The 18809-nt window shown below is 63.7% G+C and carries 18 protein-coding genes, 1 pseudogene and 1 riboswitch; of the genes and pseudogenes, 5 read left to right on the forward strand and 14 right to left on the reverse strand.

What is annotated here, in order from left to right:
* The 10 genes from bamA to QZ964_RS02325 form a co-directional block, all read right to left on the reverse strand.
* Nucleotides 1–2331 (reverse strand): outer membrane protein assembly factor BamA, encoded by a 2331-nt coding sequence (gene bamA / locus QZ964_RS02280; protein ID WP_292528426.1) that lies wholly within the window; start codon nucleotides 2329–2331, stop codon nucleotides 1–3.
* A gap of 299 nt (nucleotides 2332–2630) precedes the next feature.
* Entirely contained in the window at nucleotides 2631–3785 is a 1155-nt protein-coding gene (locus QZ964_RS02285; RefSeq protein WP_292528427.1) for an RIP metalloprotease, read from the reverse strand.
* A gap of 55 nt (nucleotides 3786–3840) precedes the next feature.
* Nucleotides 3841–5091 carry a 1-deoxy-D-xylulose-5-phosphate reductoisomerase gene (gene dxr, locus QZ964_RS02290; protein WP_292528428.1) on the reverse strand — a complete coding sequence of 417 codons (1251 nt, stop codon included), beginning with the start codon at nucleotides 5089–5091 and terminating at the stop codon, nucleotides 3841–3843.
* A 10-nt stretch (nucleotides 5092–5101) separates the two neighbouring features.
* The gene (locus QZ964_RS02295) at nucleotides 5102–5986 is read right to left on the reverse strand and encodes a phosphatidate cytidylyltransferase (RefSeq protein ID WP_292528430.1); all 885 of its coding nucleotides are present in this window, start codon (nucleotides 5984–5986) and stop codon (nucleotides 5102–5104) included.
* Nucleotides 5983–6762, reverse strand: a complete 780-nt coding sequence (locus QZ964_RS02300; RefSeq protein ID WP_292528431.1) for an isoprenyl transferase — start codon at nucleotides 6760–6762, stop codon at nucleotides 5983–5985. The genes QZ964_RS02295 and QZ964_RS02300 overlap by 4 nt, the downstream gene beginning before the upstream one ends.
* Before the next feature lie 45 nt (nucleotides 6763–6807).
* Entirely contained in the window at nucleotides 6808–7368 is a 561-nt protein-coding gene (gene frr, locus QZ964_RS02305; RefSeq protein ID WP_292528433.1) for a ribosome recycling factor, read from the reverse strand.
* Between the two features lie 162 nt (nucleotides 7369–7530).
* Nucleotides 7531–8259, reverse strand: coding sequence for a UMP kinase (gene pyrH, locus QZ964_RS02310; RefSeq protein WP_292528435.1), 729 nt, complete (start codon nucleotides 8257–8259; stop codon nucleotides 7531–7533).
* A 166-nt stretch (nucleotides 8260–8425) separates the two neighbouring features.
* Nucleotides 8426–9415, reverse strand: coding sequence for an SDR family oxidoreductase (locus QZ964_RS02315; protein WP_292528437.1), 990 nt, complete (start codon nucleotides 9413–9415; stop codon nucleotides 8426–8428).
* A 376-nt stretch (nucleotides 9416–9791) separates the two neighbouring features.
* Nucleotides 9792–10718 (reverse strand): translation elongation factor Ts, encoded by a 927-nt coding sequence (tsf, locus tag QZ964_RS02320; RefSeq protein ID WP_292528439.1) that lies wholly within the window; start codon nucleotides 10716–10718, stop codon nucleotides 9792–9794.
* 89 nt (nucleotides 10719–10807) lie between these two features.
* Complete coding sequence (locus QZ964_RS02325; protein WP_292528441.1) at nucleotides 10808–11875, reverse strand: 30S ribosomal protein S2; 1068 nt, start codon at nucleotides 11873–11875, stop codon at nucleotides 10808–10810.
* 352 nt (nucleotides 11876–12227) lie between these two features.
* Between QZ964_RS02325 and QZ964_RS02330 the strand changes: the two genes are divergently transcribed.
* Together QZ964_RS02330 and QZ964_RS02335 are read left to right on the forward strand one after the other, a co-directional pair.
* On the forward strand, nucleotides 12228–12419 hold the full coding sequence (locus QZ964_RS02330) for a hypothetical protein (protein ID WP_292528442.1): 192 nt from the start codon (nucleotides 12228–12230) through the stop codon (nucleotides 12417–12419).
* 263 nt (nucleotides 12420–12682) lie between these two features.
* Nucleotides 12683–13089 (forward strand): annotated as a pseudogene (locus QZ964_RS02335) (transposase); the annotation flags it as partial.
* Nucleotides 13090–13097: 8 nt separating this feature from the next.
* Here QZ964_RS02335 and QZ964_RS02340 read toward each other — a convergent pair.
* The 4 genes from QZ964_RS02340 to cobO form a co-directional block, all read right to left on the reverse strand.
* On the reverse strand, nucleotides 13098–13436 hold the full coding sequence (locus tag QZ964_RS02340; RefSeq protein ID WP_292528444.1) for a NirD/YgiW/YdeI family stress tolerance protein: 339 nt from the start codon (nucleotides 13434–13436) through the stop codon (nucleotides 13098–13100).
* Between the two features lie 141 nt (nucleotides 13437–13577).
* Nucleotides 13578–14447 carry a DMT family transporter gene (locus QZ964_RS02345; RefSeq protein ID WP_292528445.1) on the reverse strand — a complete coding sequence of 290 codons (870 nt, stop codon included), beginning with the start codon at nucleotides 14445–14447 and terminating at the stop codon, nucleotides 13578–13580.
* Between the two features lie 86 nt (nucleotides 14448–14533).
* Entirely contained in the window at nucleotides 14534–15577 is a 1044-nt protein-coding gene (locus QZ964_RS02350; protein ID WP_292528447.1) for a sterol desaturase family protein, read from the reverse strand.
* A gap of 196 nt (nucleotides 15578–15773) precedes the next feature.
* Nucleotides 15774–16394 (reverse strand): cob(I)yrinic acid a,c-diamide adenosyltransferase, encoded by a 621-nt coding sequence (cobO, locus tag QZ964_RS02355; RefSeq protein WP_292528581.1) that lies wholly within the window; start codon nucleotides 16392–16394, stop codon nucleotides 15774–15776.
* Between the two features lie 272 nt (nucleotides 16395–16666).
* Nucleotides 16667–16864: riboswitch (cobalamin riboswitch) on the forward strand.
* A gap of 52 nt (nucleotides 16865–16916) precedes the next feature.
* Here cobO and QZ964_RS02360 point away from each other — a divergent pair.
* From QZ964_RS02360 to cobW, 3 genes are read left to right on the forward strand one after another with little or no spacing between them, the layout of a single operon-like run.
* Nucleotides 16917–17102 carry a CbtB domain-containing protein gene (locus QZ964_RS02360; RefSeq protein ID WP_292528448.1) on the forward strand — a complete coding sequence of 62 codons (186 nt, stop codon included), beginning with the start codon at nucleotides 16917–16919 and terminating at the stop codon, nucleotides 17100–17102.
* Nucleotides 17103–17132: 30 nt separating this feature from the next.
* On the forward strand, nucleotides 17133–17777 hold the full coding sequence (locus tag QZ964_RS02365) for a CbtA family protein (RefSeq protein ID WP_367119203.1): 645 nt from the start codon (nucleotides 17133–17135) through the stop codon (nucleotides 17775–17777).
* Nucleotides 17774–18808 carry a cobalamin biosynthesis protein CobW gene (cobW, locus tag QZ964_RS02370; RefSeq protein WP_292528451.1) on the forward strand — a complete coding sequence of 345 codons (1035 nt, stop codon included), beginning with the start codon at nucleotides 17774–17776 and terminating at the stop codon, nucleotides 18806–18808. Before QZ964_RS02365 ends, cobW begins: the two co-directional genes overlap by 4 nt.
* The last annotated feature ends 1 nt before the right edge of the window (nucleotide 18809 follow it).

An 18809-nucleotide genomic window follows, 5' to 3' on the forward strand; every position in this document is an offset into this window, starting at 1 on the left:
TCAGAAGTTGGTGCCGCCGCTGAAGCGGAAGTTCTGGGTGATGTCGCCATAGACTTTCGAGGTCACGACCGCATAGTCGAAGCGGATTGGCCCCATCGGCGAATTCCACAGCACCGAGGCGCCGACCGAAGAACGCAGGCCGAACTTGTTCGAGATCGGCGTCAGGCAGCTGCCTTGACCGAAGGCGGCCATCGCAGTGTAGGCGGCGATACATGTGCCAAGCTGACCCGGCATATAGATCGGTATCGTGGGCAAATTGTTGGCGTAATTCGTCTGGCCACGGAAATTCCACAGCGAACCCGCGTCGGCGAAGAGCGCCCCCCTCAATCCCAAATCCTTTGGCAGGCCCCAGATCGGGAACTGAACTTCGAGCGAACCGCCGATATAGTTTGAGCCGCCGAGAGAATTGCCTCGGTTGTTGCTGAAGCTCGTCAAGATATTCGAATCGCGCGGACCGATGCCGCCGGGCGCGAAGCCGCGAACCAGGCTCGGGCCGAGATTGAAATTGTCCTGAATGCGCGCCTTGTAGCTCCCGAAGGTCGACAGATCGCCGCCCTGCAGACGGGCGATGCCGACCACGTCGTCGAGATAGGGCATCTCGCGGAAGTAACGGATGTCGCCGCTCGTGCGAATATATCGCGCGCCGCCGCCGAGACCGGCCGCGTCCTGATTGAGCGTCGCCAGCCAGCCGTTGTGGGGATTCTTGAAGTTGTCGATCGTGCTGTAGTTCAGCGCATAGCCGACAAGCGATGTGACCAGCGTCCCCTGTGATCCTTTGATCCCGAGCGAGGCTTCGCCATTCGACTGACAGTTTAGGAAGAGGCTCGGCTCCGGGTAGAACGGGCTGAACCCAGGCGTGTAGCCCAGAACCGGCACCAAACAGTCGTTGTAGGGGCGATTCTTGTCGTTCGGGATCGAAATGGTCGTCTGATAGACCGAATAGTGCGGCGAGAAGCTGAGCTCGTCGGTGATCGGTATGCCGAGGCGCACCGTGCCGCCGATCGAGGTCGAGCTGTAGATCGAGTAGTTATAGGCGTCCTGCCGACGCGCGAAGACGTCAAACCCTGCGGCGATGCGCTGGTCCAGGAAATAGGGTTCGGTGAAGCTGAACGTCACGCCGCGGGCGATCTGGCCCGCCTGCACCGAAAGGCGCACCGCCTGGCCGCGCCCCATAAAGTTGCTTTCCGACACCGACACTTCAGAGACAAAGCCCTGGTTCGTCGAATAGCCGCCAGAGACGCCAAAGTTGCCGGTCGGCTGATCTTCAACGTCAACGTTCAGGATCACGCGATCGGGCGCGGAGCCCGGCTCATTGGTGACCCTCACCTTCTTGAAATAGCCCAGTCCGTTCAGACGGCGCTCGGCGCGATCGATCAGCACGCGGTTGTACGCGTCGCCTTCACCGATATCGAATTCGCGTCGAATGACATAATCGCGCGTGCGCGTGTTGCCGCGGATGTTGATGCGCTCGATGTAAACGCGCGGCCCTTCCTCGAGCAGGAACTGAATCGCAACCGTTTGATCCGCCGGATTGCGCGTTCCGCGCGGACGCGCCTGGGTGAAGGCGTAGCCCTTCTTGGCGATTTCGCGCGTCAAGGCTTCGACGGTCTTCTCGACTGCGTCGCCGTTGTAAATGTCGCCCGGCGCAAGGCGCAACAAATCGTTCAACGCCGCCCCGTCCACGTCGGGCAGATGCGACTCGACGCTCACCGAGGACACGCGATACTGCGGCCCTTCGTTAACGGTAATGGTGATGATGTAGCCGCCCCCCGTCGGATCGAACTGGACGTCGGAGCTGATCACGCGGAAATCGGCGTAACCGTTCTTGAGATAGAACCGGCGAATGAGTTCCAAGTCCGCAGCGATTCGATCCGGATCGTAAACGTCGCTCGTCTTAAGGAACGACAGAAAGTTCATCTCCGTCGTCTCCATCATCCCGACGAGACGACGTGTCGAATAGACTTCATTGCCGATGAACCGGATTTCCTTAACGCCGGTCTTGTCACCTTCGACAACGGTGAAAACCAGGTCAACCCGTCCGTTCGGCAGATCGACCGTGCGATAGCTCACCTTCGCCGCGGCGCGGCCTGACCTGCGATAGACTTCCATCAATCGCGCGACGTCGGTCTCGGCGAGCTGCGGATTGAACGGCGTACGGGCGCGCGAGCGCACCTGCTCCTGCAAGGTATCGGTCTTGACCTTGCTGTTGCCCTCAAATGCGATGCGATTGATGTCCGGCGCGGCGAAAGCCGGAACGCTAAAGGCCAATATGGCGGCGGCGACGACCGCGAACAGGAACGAAGATTTCCAAATGCCGCTGATTGAGCGCATGTAATGCAGGTCCTCGTCGCAACGTCGCCGCCCGGGCCGCGGCGCGAACTTCATGTATGAGCGTCGACGATGGGCGCTTCGCCGACGTTGAGCGATTCCTTCTACAAGGTTTACCCAACCCTGCAAATGCAGAATAAATCTTGTTTCGGCAATTTGTCGAAGGCGTGACGTTAAAGCCACGATTCATGGTCAGCACATGGTTAAGGCTGGCGGCGTAAACGCGATCATGTCGAAATTGAGTCTCAAGTCGCGCGCTTCCGCGGCGTTGAGACGACGCATCAGCGGCAAGCGCTTGCCCGTCAGGAGCCGGAACCGGCGAGCTTGTGAATCAGACGCGCGATGTCGTTGTATGTCGAAAAGATCATCAGCGCGCCAACCATCGCGAGACCCACACGAAACGCCATTTCCTGCGCGCGCTCGTTGAGCGCGCGGCCGCGCGCCGCCTCGATCGCAAAGAACAGCAAATGTCCGCCGTCAAGCAGCGGCACAGGCATAAGATTGAGCAGGCCAATCGAGACTGAAAGAATCGCGACGAGGCTCAGCAGCGGCGCCATGCCGACCTTGGAGGCCGCCTGCGCCATCTGCCCCGAGACTTGCGCGATGCCAATCGGCCCGGAAAGCTGATCGGCGCTTTCCCGACCGGTGACGAGTCCGCCGATGTAACTTCCCGTCCGGCGCACCACCGTCCAGGTTTCCTGCACGCCCATGGCCAGCGCTTCGACGGGTCCGTAACGCTCCCGGCGGATGTCGGCGTCGGCCTTCGAAGCCTGTATGCCGAGCATGCCGATGCGAACCTTGCCGATCGCGCTTTCGACTTCCCGCAGCGCGGGAACGGCGGGAAGCGTCAGCTCCTGATCGCCGCGTTGGATGACGAAGACGAGCCGCTTGTCGGCCGAACCCGAAACGATTTCCTGCAGCTTCGAAAACGAATCGATCGGCGCGCCATCGACGCTGAGCACGAGATCGCCGGGCATGAAGCCCGCCGCGGCCCCGGCGCCTCCTTGGGTCAGCGAACCAACGCGCGGCGCATACACCGTGCGTCCGTAAACGCCGAAGAGAATGGCGAAAATCGCGATCGCCAGAACAAAATTCGCAAACGGCCCCGCGAAGACGATGGCGGCGCGCTTCCAGACCGACTGCGCGGCGAAGGTGACTTTGCGCTCGGCCTCCGGCATCGCGCGCACGGCGTCAGGGTCCGGCGCGCTCGCGGCGTTGGCGTCGCCATGGAAGGTGACATAGCCGCCGAGCGGAATGCCCGCGATGCGCCAGCGCGTGCCAAGACGGTCTACCCGGGACCAAAGCTCTGGCCCGAAACCGATTGAGAAGGCGTCGACTCTCACGCCGCACCAGCGGCCGACGATAAAGTGCCCGAACTCGTGCACGAACACGACCAACGTGAGGACGAGCACAAACGGAATAAGGTAGAAGGCGAAGGTCGTCAGAAGGTCTAGCAAAGCGCTGTCTCACCGTTCTCGCTTGCGCCAAGCTCGCCGGCGGCGCACGCCATGATCATTGAATCGTCAGCATGCCCGATGTGGCATGTCCGGCCAAGGCCGATCGCGATCTCTCTCTGACAATATGGTCCACGGCGAGGGCGTCCTCAACGCTTTCGGGGGCATTTGCGGTTCCATCGCGCAGGGCCGCCTCGCAGGCTTCGGCCACGTGGCGAGCGATCCCATCGAAGGAAATGCGCCGGTCAAGGAAAGCCTCCACGGCGATTTCATTGGCGGCGTTAAGCACGGTCGGCAGACCGCCGCCGGCGCGCAAGGCGTCGAGCGCCAGTCCGAGCGCCGGAAAGCGATCGAAATCAGGCGCTTCAAAGGTCAGAGTGGCGATTTTCGCCAGATCCAGGCGCGGCGTCGGGGTCGTCAGCCGGTCGGGGTAGCCGAGACAATGGGCGATCGGCGTGCGCATGTCGGGCACGGCCATCCCCGCCGTCACCGAGCCGTCGGAAAAGGCGACGAGGCCATGCACGATCGACTGCGGATGAACGACGACGTCGAGCTTTTCGGCCGGCACGCCAAACAGATGATGGGCTTCGATCAATTCGAGCCCCTTGTTCATCATGCCGGCGGAATCGACGGTGATTTTCGGGCCCATCGCCCAATTCGGGTGATTGAGAGCCTCTTCGACGCTCGCCTGCGAGATGCGCTCCTTGCTCCAGGTGCGGAACGGGCCGCCGGAGGCGGTGACGATCATGCGCTCGATGCGGGAGCGATCCTCGCCGCCGAGCGCCTGGAAAATGGCGTTGTGCTCGCTGTCCATGGGGAGCAGCCGAACCCCCGCCGCGGCGACGGCGCGCATGAAGGGCACGCCGGCGCAGACCAGGCATTCCTTGTTGGCGAGCGCCACGTCGCGGCCCGCGGCGAGCGCGGCGTAGGTCGGCTCTACGCCGGCCGCGCCGACGATGGCGGAGACGACGAGATCGGCGTCGCGCAGCGCCGCCTCGATGACCGCCTCGCGTCCGGCGGCGACTTGGATGTTGGTCCCGGCGAGCGCCGCCTTGAGCGCGCCATAGGCGCTCTCGTCGCGGATCGCGGCGAATTCGGCCTTGACCGCGCGGGCGACGCGCGCGAGCGCCTCGACGTCGCGTCCGCCCGCCACAGCCGAAACCGAAAACCCTTCCGGATCGCGCTCAAGCAGATCAACCGTCGAACGGCCGATCGAACCTGTCGCGCCCAACAGAACGATGCGACGCGGCGCGCGCATCCGCGGCTTGGCCGCGTCGCGAGCCTGAATCTGTCCATTTCCTGAAGCCATCCGCTCCGCCTTACCAGAAGAAGAGACCCGCGGCCACCGACGGCCCGCCCCGCAGCAAGCCCACCGCCGCTGCGAAAGCGCTGGCGAAGATGAAGCCGTCGAGCCGATCCATAACCCCGCCATGGCCCGGGATGAGCCGGCTCGAGTCCTTGACGCCGAAGCGGCGCTTGACCGAGGATTCGAACAGATCGCCGACTTGCGAAAAGGCGGAGGCGGCGAGGCCCAGCAAGAAGACTTGCCAGTTCGCAAATTGCGGACCACCGCCGAAATAGGCGGCGCCAAGGCCAAGCAAAGCGCCGGAAACCACGCCCGTGATCGTGCCGGACCAGGTCTTTCCCGCCGATACGCGGGGCCAGAGCTTTGGTCCACCGATCAGCCTGCCGCCGAAATAGGCAAAAATATCGGTGCCCCAGACGGTGGCGAACAGGAAGGCGATGGCGAGCGCGCCGACCTCGGGCGATTCGCGCAACAGGCAAACGGCGAAGGCGGGCGCGCTGGCGTAGACGACGCCCGTCGCCGCCCAAAGCCGCCTGTCGGCGCCTGCGAGGGCTGCACTCGCAAGGGCGAGGAGCGCGATCGCCAGAGCCGCGGCGCCCGGCATGGCGACGCGCCCAAAGGCCGCGGCGGCCGCGACCGCCACGCCGCCGACCGCCATTCGAGCGGCGCGGCCCTCGCCGCCGATGAGGTTTTGCCATTCCCAGCTGACGGCGAAAGAGGCGGCAAGCCAGAACAGGGCGAAGGCGTCGCCGCCGACATAGAGCGTTCCAAGCGCCGCGACGACCATCGCCACGGCTGACGCCACGCGCGGTCCGAGATCGGCAAAGCCGCCCGCCGGCGCGCGAAGCAGCGACGCCTTGGCATGGCTGCCGGCGCGCTCCCTGCGATCCGCGGTCATGAAGCGGTCTTGGCGCTGCGCGCCGCCGCCTCAAGCCCGCCAAACCGGCGATCCCGATGGGCGTATTCGGCGATCGCCGCCGAGAGCGCCGCTTCGTCGAAATCCGGCCAGAGAATCGGCAGGAAGACGAATTCGCTGTAGGCGGCCTGCCATAGCAGGAAGTTTGATAGCCGCTGTTCGCCCGAGGTGCGGATGATCAAGTCCGGATCGGGAATGTCGGCGGTGTCGAGCCGCCGCGCGATTGCTTCGGCGTCGATCTCCTCGGGCGCGAGCCGTCCTTGCGCCACCATTTCGGCCAGCGCGCGCGCGGCCGCCGCGATTTCCTGCCGCGAGCCGTAATTGAAAGCGACCACCAGAGTGAGCCCGGTGTTCGCCTGTGTCACCTGCTCGGCCTCGCGCAGCAGATCGGAAATGTCTGGCGCGAGATCGGCGCGCGCGCCGATGACGCGCACGCGGACATTGCTGGCGTGCAATTCGGCAAGATCGTTGCGGATGAAGCGATGCAGCAGCGTCAGCAGGCTTTCCACTTCCTCGCGCGGGCGCGACCAGTTTTCCGCCGAAAACGAATAGACCGTCAGATAACCGATTTTGAGCTTGATCGCCGCCCGCACCGCGCGGCGCAAAGCCTCGACGCCGCGTCGATGCCCTTCGAATCGCGGCAACCCCCGTTGCGCCGCCCAGCGGCCATTGCCGTCCATGATCAGCGCGACATGACGCGGCGCCGCGCACCCGCGCTGCGCGTTCGTTTCCGCCTCCAGAATGTCGCTTTCAGTCATACTCGGGTTCCAAACGGCCGCCTGCGCGCGACGGCCTGCAGCGTCCTAGACCTGCATGATTTCCTTTTCCTTGGCGGCGAGCGCGGCGTCGATCTCCTTCACCGTCTCATCCGTGGCCTTCTGTACGTCTTGTTCGTGGCGCTTCTCATCGTCCTCGGGAATCGCGTGATCCTTGAGCAACTTCTTGAGAATGTCGAGGCCGTCGCGGCGCACGTGGCGCACGGCGACCCGCGCCTCCTCGGCGTATTTATGCGCCACTTTGACGAGTTCCTTGCGACGCTGCTCGTTCAGCTCCGGCATGCGTATGCGCAGAATCTGCCCTTCCACCGTGGGCTGAAGACCCAGGTTCGCCTCGCGAATCGCCTTGTCGACGGCGATGACCAAGGCCTTATCCCAAACCTGCACTGAAAGGAGGCGCGGCTCGGGCACGCTGACGGTGGCCACCTGATTGAGCGGCGAAACCTGCCCGTAAGCGTCGACATGAACCGGATCGAGCAGGCTCGCCGACGCGCGTCCGGTGCGCAGTCCGCCGAATTCGTGCTTGAGCGTCGCGAGCGCGCCCTGCATGCGGCGCTTCAATTCCGCGAGGTCAAAAGTTTCCGCCATTTTGCATAACCTGTCTTGATAATAGCCGCCGCCGTCACCGCGGCGCGGCTCTGATGCTTTCGAATTTGGCGTGGCGAAAGCCGCGCACGCCGCCGGCTTCGCCAGTCGGGCTCTGCGGCGCGACGATTTATGGCACGATTTCCGCTCACGTGCGAAAGTGTCTCACGGCGCGACGAGCGTGGCGCGACCCCTGCCGGACAGCGCTGCGTCGATCGCTCCGGCCTCGGCGATCGAAAAGACGAGAATCGGAATTCTGTTCTCGCGCGCGAGCGCGAAGGCCGCCGTATCCATCACTGCCAGATTTTTGCCGATCGCCTCGTCATGGCTCAAGCGGTCATACCGCTGTGCGCTCGGATCGCGCTTGGGGTCGGCGGTGTAGACCCCGTCGACCTGAGTGGCCTTGAGCACGGCGTCGGCGGAGAGTTCGGCGGCGCGAAGCACCGCCCCGGTGTCGGTGGTGAAGAACGGATTGCCGGTGCCGCCCGCCGCGATGACGACGCGGCCCTTGGCGAGATGATGCAGCGCGGCGCGGCGCGAGAAGGATTCGCAGACCGACGGCATCGTCACGGCGGAGAGGCAGCGGGCTTGACGGCCCTGCCCTTCGACCGCCTGCTCGAGCGCCAACCCGTTCATCACGGTGGCCAGCATGCCGATCGAATCGGCCCGGGCGCGCTCGATGCCGGTGTCGGCGCCCTTGATGCCGCGAAAGAAATTGCCGCCGCCGACGACGACGGCGATCTCATGCCCCGCCGCCGCGGCGGTCGCGAGATCGGCGGCGATGCGGGCGAGCGTGACGGCGTCGAGCCCATGCGGGGCGCCGCCCTGCAGCGCCTCGCCCGACAGCTTGACGATCACGCGCTTCCATCTTCGCGTCGACGTTGGGTCGGACATGAGGCGTATCTCGCTGGCTGAGGCGGGGCGCATCTTCATACGGAGGCCGCGCGACGCCGGCAAGTGAGGGGCGACCCCCGCTTTGAAGGCGGCCGCCGCCGAGCCGGCGCGAGCCGCCAATGCAGAAATGCGTCGACCTGCTACTGAGCCATCAAGAGCTGGTTTGTCACGGGCCCACCTCTCCGCCCGTCGCGCCGAACACCTGGCCCGTCGTGAAGCTGGCTTCGCTTGAGGCGAGCAGAACGTAAAGCGGCGCGATTTCCGCCGGCTGTCCCGGGCGGCCGAGCGGCGTGTCGGCGCCAAATTCGGCGAGGTGATCGGGAAACTGTCCGCCGCTTGGCTGCAACGCCGTCCAGAACGGGCCGGGCGCGACGGCGTTGACCCTTATGCCTTTCTCGGCAAGCTGCTTCGCCAGACATCGGCTGAAATTGAGAATGGCTGCCTTGGTCGCCGAATAGTCCAAAAGATGCTGAGAGGGATCGAAAGCGACGATCGAACTTGTGTTGATGATCGCGGAGCCCGGCTGCAGATGCGGCAGCGCAGCTTTCGTGATCCAGAACAGCGCGTAGAGATTGGTGCGGAACGTCCAGTCGAGATCTTCGGTCGTGATGTCGAGGATCGATTTGCGCGCATGCTGACGCGCGGCGTTGTTGACGAGAATGTCCAAACCGCCGAGATCTTGCGCCGCGTCGTCGACAAGCTTGCGGCAAAATCCTTCGTCGCGAATACCGCCGGGAAGCGCAACCGCATTGACGTCGGCTTCGCCCATCAGGTCCATGACCTCCTGCGCGTCCACTTCCTCTTCTGGCAGATAATTGATCGCAACGTCGGCGCCCTCGCGCGCGAAGGCGATCGCCGCAGCGCGGCCGATGCCGCTGTCGCCGCCGGTGATCAGCGCCTTGCGGCCAAGCAAACGGCCGGAGCCGCGATAGCTTTGCTCGCCATGATCCGGGCGCGGCGTCATGCTCCCAGCCAGCCCCGGCCACGGCTGCGTCTGTTTCTCAAAGGGAGGTTTTGGATAGAGATCGCGAGGGTCGCGCAGTTCCCGCGCGGACGGCGCATCGTCAAAGCCGAACACGGAGGTGGCGGTTTCGATCGCGCTTTGTGCGCGCGGTCCGCGAATCGTTTGGTCTGCGGCGGTTTTCTTGGCGCGCATCTGATGCTCCCTCTGCTCGATCTTCGCCATGCAGGCGAAGATCAATGTCAGGAGCTAAACGCCGCGCGCCCGCGATTGTTTCGCGGGCGCGCGACAACCAAAAGCATCGCCAACAGCTGTTGCATCCTCTTCACGCACGTGGCCCGAAGGAGGATGAGGCGAAGGTCGCGGCGTTGCAGAGGGAATAACGGCCGGAAGTTTCAGCCGTCATGGCCGGGCTTGTCCCGGCCATCCACGCGGCGCCGTTGCGTAGACCCGGCGTGGATGCCCGGCACAAGGCCGGGCATGACGCGGAGAGGTTTCGCGGAAACAAAAAAAGGCCGGGGTAAACGCCCCGGCCCTCACTAACCTTTTCACCACAAGCGGAGGGAATGACTCACCCCTTCGCAGCCGCCGCCACTTCGGCGGCGAAGTCGCTCGTCTGCTTCTCGATGCCTTCGCCGAGCGCGTAGCGCTCGAAGCCCTTGATGGCGATCGGGGCGCCGGCCTTGCCTTCGATCTCCTTGACCGCCTGCGCGACGGTTTTGTTGTTGTGGTCCGGATGGTTCGAGACCTGATCGAGCATGCAGACCTCCTTGGCGTAGGTCTTCAACCCCGAGTCGATGATCTTCTGCAGCACGTTCTCCGGCTTGCCGGCGTTCTTCTCGGCAAGCAGCCTCTTCTCGCGCTCGACCGTCGCCGGATCGAGGCCGGAGGCGTCGAGCGCCAGCGGATTGGCCGAGGCGACATGCATCGCGAGCTGGCGCGCGAGCGTCGCCAGCACCTCCTTGTCGCCTGTCGATTCGAGCGCGACGATCACCGCGATCTTGCCCTCGCCGTCGACCACCTGCGCATGGACATAGCGGCCGACGACGCCTTCAGCGACGCTGACCGCCGCAGCGCGGCGCAACGTCAGGTTCTCGCCGATGCTCGCAATCGCGTTGGTGACCGCTTCGCTCACCGTGCCGCCGCCGGGATAGGCTTGCGCGCCGAGCGCCTCGACGTCGGTCTTGCCGCTTTTCAGCGCGACTTCGGCGATGTTCTTCACCAGCGTCTGGAAGTCGGCGTTGCGGGCGACGAAGTCCGTCTCTGAATTCACCTCGACGACAACGCCCTGCTTATCTCCCGTCAGCGCCGCGACAAGCCCCTCGGCGGCGACACGATCGGCCTTCTTCGCGGCCTTGGAGAGGCCCTTCTTGCGCAGCCAGTCGACCGCCGCTTCGAAATCGCCCTCGGTCTGGGTGAGCGCCGACTTGCAATCCATCATGCCCGCGCCGGTGCTCTCGCGCAGTTCCTTGACAAGGGCGGCGGTGATCGTAGCCATGGTCGAAATTCCTTCTCGAGGAGTCATGCGACGACGCCGGCCCATTGGACCGGCGCGCGCCTCTTAAGCATTGGACTTGACGAACCAAATTATGCGGCGAGCAGCGCCTTCGCCTGATCGACCCAGCCGTCGCGCGCGATGCGGCCGTTCAGCTTCAATTCGGCGTCGAGCTTTTCCACATTCGCCGGCGTCATCGCGGCGAGCTGCCAATAGTGATAGACGCCGGCGTCGTTCAGTTTCTTGACAAGCTGCGGACCGACGCCGTGCAGCTTGGCGAGATCGTCCGGCGCGCCGCGCGGCGCGGAAAGCAGTTCGAAGGCTTCGACAGGCGTCTCCGCATCGGCGCCGGCGGCCTCAGCGGCGATTTCCTCGGCCGTACGCAAGTCTTCGCGGATTACCGGGCCGGCCTCGAGAGCCGGCTCGAGCGCAGGAGCCTCCTCGGCGCCAAGGTCGACTCCCATCGCGCCGTGGCTGCGCGAAATGCCGTCGATCGCGGCGCGCGCGACGAGATCGCAATAGAGCGCGATGGCGCGGCCGGCGTCGTCATTGCCCGGGATCGGATGGGTGACGCCGTCCGGATCGCAATTGGTGTCGAGCACCGCGACCACGGGAATCTTGAGGCGGTTCGCCTCCTTGATCGCGAGCTGCTCCTTATTCGTGTCGACCACGAAGATCAGGTCCGGGGTGCCGCCCATATCCTTGATGCCGCCGAGCGCCTTTTCGAGCTTGTCGCGCTCGCGGGTCAGCAGCAGCCGTTCCTTCTTGGTGATGCCCGAAGCGCCAGCCGAAAGCTGCTCGTCGAGTTTGCGCAGGCGGTTGATCGAACCGGAAATCGTCTTCCAATTGGTCAGTGTGCCGCCCAGCCAGCGGGAGTTGATGTAATATTGCGCGCTACGCTTGGCGGCCTCGGCGATCTGCTCCTGCGCCTGGCGCTTGGTGCCGACGAACAGCACCCGGCCGCCCTTGGCGACGGTGTCAGAAACCGTCTTCAGCGCCTGATGCAGCAGCGGCACCGTCTGCGCGAGATCGATGATGTGGATGTTATTGCGGGCGCCGAAAATAAATGGCGCCATCTTCGGGTTCCAGCGGTGCGACTGATGGCCGAAATGGGCGCCAGCCTCCAGCAGGCTGCGCATGGTGAAATCGGGAAGAGCCATTATCGTTTCTCCGGTTGAGCCTCGGCGAAAGATGGATGAGGCCGGAAGCCGGCCACCGGAGCGACGTCTTGAGGCAGACGCCGCGTAACTCTCGCCTGTGGAATGGCGCGCTTATAGGGTATGCGCCTACGTCGGGCAAGGGCTCTAGCCGAAGCGGCGCGAAGAGAGGCGAGGGGGCTTAATTTTTTGCAAAGTCCGCGACCAGTTGTCGCATGTTAATACACTGAATCATAATGAACATGTCGATTTTTCGGTCGGCGCTTGAGTCGCATTGCCATCCGCCTGGAAACACGCTAGGCTCCCCCTCGATGCGGCAAGCATTCACGTAAAATCAAGAACAGGGGGAAAACGCATGGCCGTTAACGTTCACAGCTCTGGCGATGTCGGCAAGATGCTGCTTTGGATCGCCGCCTTCGTCGCGTTCGTTATCGTCGCTCTGACCTGGGTTCCGGACTGGATTTCTCCCGAAGGAACCAACGGCACGGGCAACCGCGGCGGCATACAAGGCGAGGGCGTTGGCTCTACCGCCCGCATGATCCAGTAACAAATACCCCTGCCGAATGACTTGCCGGGCGCGCGAGCTCCCGGCCCTTGTCTTTTGGCGGGCGATCGGCCGGTTACCGCGCAGATCATTTTGGAGCCGACGTTCTCGACCTGATCGAGCGTCGGCTTCCGCTTTTTTTGCGCTGCTCGAGCTTTCCGCCGAAGCCAGACGCCGGTTCGTCATGGAAAATGCGTCGATTCAAAAATATGGCGCATTCCTGCATCGATGATTCATGAATGCGCTCTGGGATCCGGAGCCATAAATTGCTCTCATCGACTCCGGTGAAGGCGCACCGCTCGGCCAGCGGCGGCAAAGGGGGGGAGAAGAAAAATCAGGCCGTCGGCCGGTCGCGCGGCGGGCGCACGACCAAAATCCATGCGCTGACCGATACCCAATGTCGCCCGCTCGCCTGCATGCTTACTGGCGGCCAAGTCGCCCACAGCACAGTAGGCGCAGAGCTTAGGGCGGCGTCATGCCCAACATCCCGCCCAAGACCAATCGCAAATGGAAGAACTGTCTCTCGCCTTTCCTCTACCGGAATTGCAACGCGATCGAACGCATGTTCTGCCGCCTGAAGGGCTTCAGACGCGTGGCGACGCGCTATGACCGCAACGCCACGAACTTCCTCGCCGCCGTTTGCATCGCTGCAACCGTCAGCTATTGGTTATGAGGTGCGCCCTAGGGCAGGATTTCCAGCGACTGGATCCAGACATAGCGGCCCGCGAGGCCGACATCGACTTCGCCCACCAGACGGACGCGCGTTTCCGGCGTGACCGCTCGACCGGCGAAGACAGGCGAGCTGATCTCGACGCGGATGTCTCCCGTTGCGTCGCGGAAGAGGAAATAGTCCGATCGTTGATGTGAGACGATGTTCCCCTTCAGTGTGACATAGCTGCCGGGGCGGGCTCGCGAAACCGCAGCGACGGCGCTTGGCCGGCTGCTGGTTGCGGCAGAGGGACCGGTAAACTGGGCCATGGCCGCCGTCACGGGAACCGAAGACAGAATCAACGCGACCATCACATGTTTCATGTTGAAATCTCCCATGCTGCTGCGGCTTGCTTCACGACGACGATTGAAGCAACACGCAGGCTGCCGCAAGCATGTAGAAGGTGGCGCGCCTCGCCGCCATCGCCCTCTGGCTGTGAATGAGTCTGGACCCTAGCGCGCCTTGCCCCAGACTTGCGTCAACCAATTTCGATATTGCGGCGCTTGGGTCAACCAAACCCAAAATTGCGGCAGCCGAATATTTTGCATCGCCGGTCCGGCTTCGACCAAGACAACGCCGAGCAGGATCAGCCCGCCGCCGAGGATCGCGGCCTCCGTCAGACGCTCGGACAAAAGGACGACGGCCGATAGGGCTGCGAAAACGCTCTCCAATGACATGATCAGCGCGGCTTCAGCCGCAGGCGTATATTTGAGCGCGACGAGCTGAAGGGTGAACGCGATCCCCCCGGAGCAAAGCCCCGCATAGAGGATCGACGGCAGCGCCGAGATCAGGCCCGCTTGCGAAAAAGGCTCGAGACCAAGCCCAGCGACCATTCCGAGAACGCCGACGACGCCGAATTGCGCGAAGGCCAGAAAATACGGCCGATCGGCGCGACCGAGAAAGGTTGGCAGAAGACTGATCCCGGCCGCCCAGGCGACATCCGCGATCAACACCAGGCCGTCGCCCGACGTCCAGCTCCCAAACTGGGCGCCGTCCGTCAGGAGCCAGGCGCCGGCGACGGATACAAAGCCGGCCGCGAGAACGACGCGCCGCGGTCTGACGCCAGTTTGCACAAAAACGAACAGCGGAACGAGGATCACATAGAGCGCGGTGAGAAATCCGCCGTTGGTGGCGGTCGTCGTGGCGAGCCCCACTTGCTGCAAAGCGGCGGCGACGAAAACGCACAAGCCGATCAGCCCGGCGAGCAGCAATTCGCTTCTGTTCAGCCGAAACCCGCTGTGACGGCGCTCATAGAGCGCCAACGGCGCGAGCGCGACGCACGACAAGAGAAATCGGACGCCGACGAATGTGACCGGCCCCATAAGCGCGCCGGCGTTCTTTTAAGCGATGAAGGCCGTCCCCCAAATCAGAGCGGCCAGCACAAGCAGCAAATCAGCGCGAATGCGGCTCAAAATATGCCTGTGCTCTTCGGCCTCTGACGGCGCTGCTCCATTCGCTCGATCCCTGCTCGCCATGCATCGGCGAGCGCGCGCCAGAGCGCGAGGGCCGCTCTCACAATCGGGGTTGCCAACAATCCGAACGCCGAATGCGGGTCCGCGCCCTCTTCCTCGACGCCGTATTTCAGGCGCGGATTGGTTTTTGAAGGCATCTCGAGAGAGCCGTACATCCAATCCCAAACGGCGAGGACGCTGCCGAAGTTTCGATTAAAATGCTCGGGATGCGTCGAGTGATGGATCTGGTGATGCGCGGGACTGAGGACGATGTGTCCCAGCAGTCCCCGAAAGGGAATCCAGAACTGCGAATGCTGAAGATGTCCGATCGTCCAAAGGAAGAAAAGGAAGAGAATGTTCTTCCCGTCCACCGTGAACGATTCCGTGGTTCGCCCAAAAAGCCAGGCCAATGCGCCCGCCGCCGAGCCGATGAATATCGCGAGCATGTAGCCAAAAAATATGTTGTCGATCGGATGATTGCGAAAGTTCGTCACCGGCGTCAGCGCCTCCGCCGTGTGGTGCACCTTGTGAAACTCCCACAAGAACGGGATGCGATGCTTGAGCCAGTGATCGACCCAATAGCCGATCTCATAGGCCAGAAACAGCACGACGGTAGAAAAGACTTTTATCGACAGATCGCAGCAGGCGACCGGCGCGGTCGCGCCGAATGAACTGTGCAGCGCAGCGCTCACCACCGTCGCGACGGCGTTCGAGGATATGACAAGAGCGCCCACCACGACCGGCATGAAAACGACGCTCAGCACGAAGAGTTTGACGTCAGCGGCAAACGACGCGGTGAGCAGGATTTTCCTGCTGAAGATCGCGCGGGCGATGGCGCGTAGATTGACGCGTCCTCGGCGGATCTTGCGCTGATAGGCCAACGCGCAAACGGCGATGACAAACGTCGTCGCCAGGGAATAGACCGAAAAGATCGATCCCGCCGAAAACAATTCGTTGGATATTCTCGCAACGGAAAAGCGGAGCGCGTCGTAAACGTCCATCGAGCCTTCTGGTCCAGATGATTTTGACAGTCCGGCCGGGACTGACGCGCGCCGAAAGACCCGTTTCCTTCGAGCGCTTGCGTCGCGGGCGCAGGTTCCAGCTGCTCATCCTACCGCCTGAGACGCGAAGCGTATTCGCTACGCGAGCCGGCGCCAAGAGCGATAGGCCATCAGCCTTCATGGCTTGCGTTCGAGGTTAGAATTCGATCCCCTCCTGCGCTTTGACGCCAGCGCCGAAATGGTGCTTGACCAGGGTCATCTCGGTGACGAGATCGGCCGCGGCGATCAGTTCCGGCTTGGCGTTGCGTCCGGTCACGACAACGTTGAGGTCCGCGCGCCGCGCGGCGAGCGCGCCAAGCACCTCCTCGAGCGGCAAATGCTCGTAGCGAAGCGAAATATTCAATTCGTCGAGCACGAGCAAACGAATCTCAGGGTCATCCATCAGTTCGCGCGCCTTGTCCCAGGCGCGGCGCGCCGCAGCTTCGTCGCGGGCGCGGTCCTGGGTCTCCCAGGTGAAACCCTCGCCGAGCGTATGCCAGGAAACTCGACCGAACTCTTGGCGGAGCTTTTCGAGCATATTGCGCTCGCCGCTGCGCCACTGGCCCTTGCCGAATTGAACGACGCCGATTTTCCAGCCATGGCCGAGAGCGCGCAGCGCGAGGCCGAAGGCCGCGGTCGACTTGCCTTTGCCAGCGCCGGTGTGGACCATCAGCAGGCCTTTGCGCGAGATGGTCTTGCCGGCGACCTCGGCGTCCTGGACGGCCTTGCGCTTCTCCATTTTGAGACGATGGCGGCGCGCCTCGTCGTCTTCGTTCATCTCGGTCATTGCCGCTCCACGCGCTCTCCACCATCAAGCAATGGATTTCCTCATCCTGAGGAGCCCCCCCGTAAGTCGGGTTTACCCGACTTACGCATAAGACATCGATCTCGGACAGGCCCGAGATCGAAGGCGGCGTTCGAAGGACGAGGAAATCCTCGCCGAAACCATTCCTCCCCTCGCGCTTCGAGACGCCTGCTACGCAGGCTCCTCAGCATGAGGGGAGGCGCGTTGCTCGCCTCCACCTGGGTTTGACGGAAGCATGAGCCGCGCATATGACTAGTCGGGACGGTCCTTCGCAAGAAGTGAAAAGGGAACGCGGCGCGGGCCTTAGGTCCGATATCCGCGGCTGCCCCCGCAACTGTAGCCGGCAAGGTCCGCGCCATCGGCCACTGAGCATGACGCTTGGGAAGGCGGCGCGGTCCGACGACCCGGGAGCCAGGAGACCTGCCGTCATAGGGCGATCGTCGCCGATCGTCGCGTTAATCGCATCGCCGCCGGTGGGGCGGCAGGGAGACCGATATGACCGCCAACTCATCCGTTAATTCCACCGCCCTCGCCTCTTCGAGACTCGAGGCGCTGCGCGCCGCCGCCATTGCGCTCGTTCTCGGCTTTGGCCTCGTCTGGCTTGCGGGCTTTGCTTATCCCGAAAGCGTCCACGACGCGTCGCATGATACGCGCCACGCGCTCTCTTTTCCCTGCCACTAGGCCACAACGCGCTTGATCGCGCGCGTATTGATGACCGGCGTCATCGCCGGACTTGTCGCCGGGCTTGCAGTCGCGGCCTTGCAGCACGTCACCACGACCCCGCTCATCCTCGCCGCCGAGGTCTATGAAACGGCGCAGCATGCGCACGACGGCGCCGAGGCGAGCGCCGCTTTGTCCGGCTTGAGCCGCACGGCGGCGACGAGCGTCGCGACTGTCGCCTTCTCGATCGGCTATGCGCTCATCCTGCTCGCCGCGATGCTTCTGTCGGGCGACGCCATCGCGCCGCGCCGCGCCGCGCTTTGGGGCGCCTGCGCCTTCGCCGCGACCGGACTTGCGACGAGTCTCGGCCTCGCGCCGCAGCTTCCCGGCATGGCGGAAACCGATCTCGCCGCGCGTCAAATCTGGTGGCTCGCGACGGCGCTTGCGACCGGCGCCGGACTGTTTGCTCTACTACGGCTCGACTCAGCGGCGGCAAAGATCGTCGGCGTCGCGCTGATCATCCTGCCGCAGTTCTTCGCGCCGCAGCCCGCTACGCCCGAGAGCACGGCGCCCGCCGAACTTGCCGCGCGCTTCGCGGCCTCTTCGCTCGCGGTGCAAGCGGTCAGCTGGGCGCTTGCGGGCGCGCTTGTCGGACTCGTCTGGCGACTGCTGTCGCGGGAACGGGAGGTCTCGTGAGCGGCGCCAAAATTCCTGCAACGATCGTCACCGGCTTTCTCGGCGCGGGTAAGACCACGCTCATTCGTCATGTGCTCGAAAACGCCAAGGACCGGCGTCTCGCGCTCGTCATTAATGAATTCGGCGACGTCGGCGTCGACGGCGAAATTCTGCGCGCCTGCCGAATCGACAACTGCCCCGAAGAGAACATCGTCGAACTCGCCAATGGTTGCCTGTGTTGCACCGTCGCCGACGATTTCGTGCCGGCGATCGAGGCGCTGCTGGCGCATGAGAAGCGTCCCGACCACATCATCATCGAAACCTCCGGGCTCGCGTTGCCGAAGCCGCTGGTCAAGGCGTTCGACTGGCCGGCGATCCGCTCCAAGCTCACGGTCGACGGCGTCATCGCCGTCATCGACGGCAAGGCCGTGGCGGAAGGACGTTTCGCCGATGATCTCGATGCGATCGCCCGGGAACGCGAAGAGACGCAAACGATTGATCACGACAATCCGCTCGAAGAAGTATTCGAAGATCAGCTCGCCTGCGCCGATCTCGTCATCCTCAACAAGACCGATCTGCTCGACGCCGCGGAAGAACGCGACGTTGCCAATCGTCTGGCGCGGGGCGCGCGGCAAGGCGCGAAGGTCGTGCGCGCCTCTGGAGGGCGGGTTGATCCGCTGGTGCTGCTCGGCCTTTCCGCAGCGGCGGAGGATGATCTGGCGAACCGTCCGTCGCATCATGACGTCGACGCGGAACATGACCATGACGACTTCGACAGCTTCGTCGTGTCGCTTTCGGCCATCAATGATCCGGCGGCGCTCGTTGCGAGACTCGCCGAAGCGGCGCGCGCCCATGACGTGCTGCGCATCAAGGGATTCGTCGAAGTCGTCGGCAAGCCGATGCGCCTGCTCGTGCAAGGCGTCGGGGCGCGCGTCGAGCATCATTTCGATCGCGCCTGGAAGCCCGACGAACGTCGCATGAGCCGTATCGTGATTATCGGCGAAAAGGGCCTCAATCGCGACGCCGTCATCGCGACGCTGGCGCTGCCGTGAG

Source organism: Methylocystis sp., from assembly GCF_021731785.1.
Lineage (GTDB): Bacteria > Pseudomonadota > Alphaproteobacteria > Rhizobiales > Beijerinckiaceae > Methylocystis.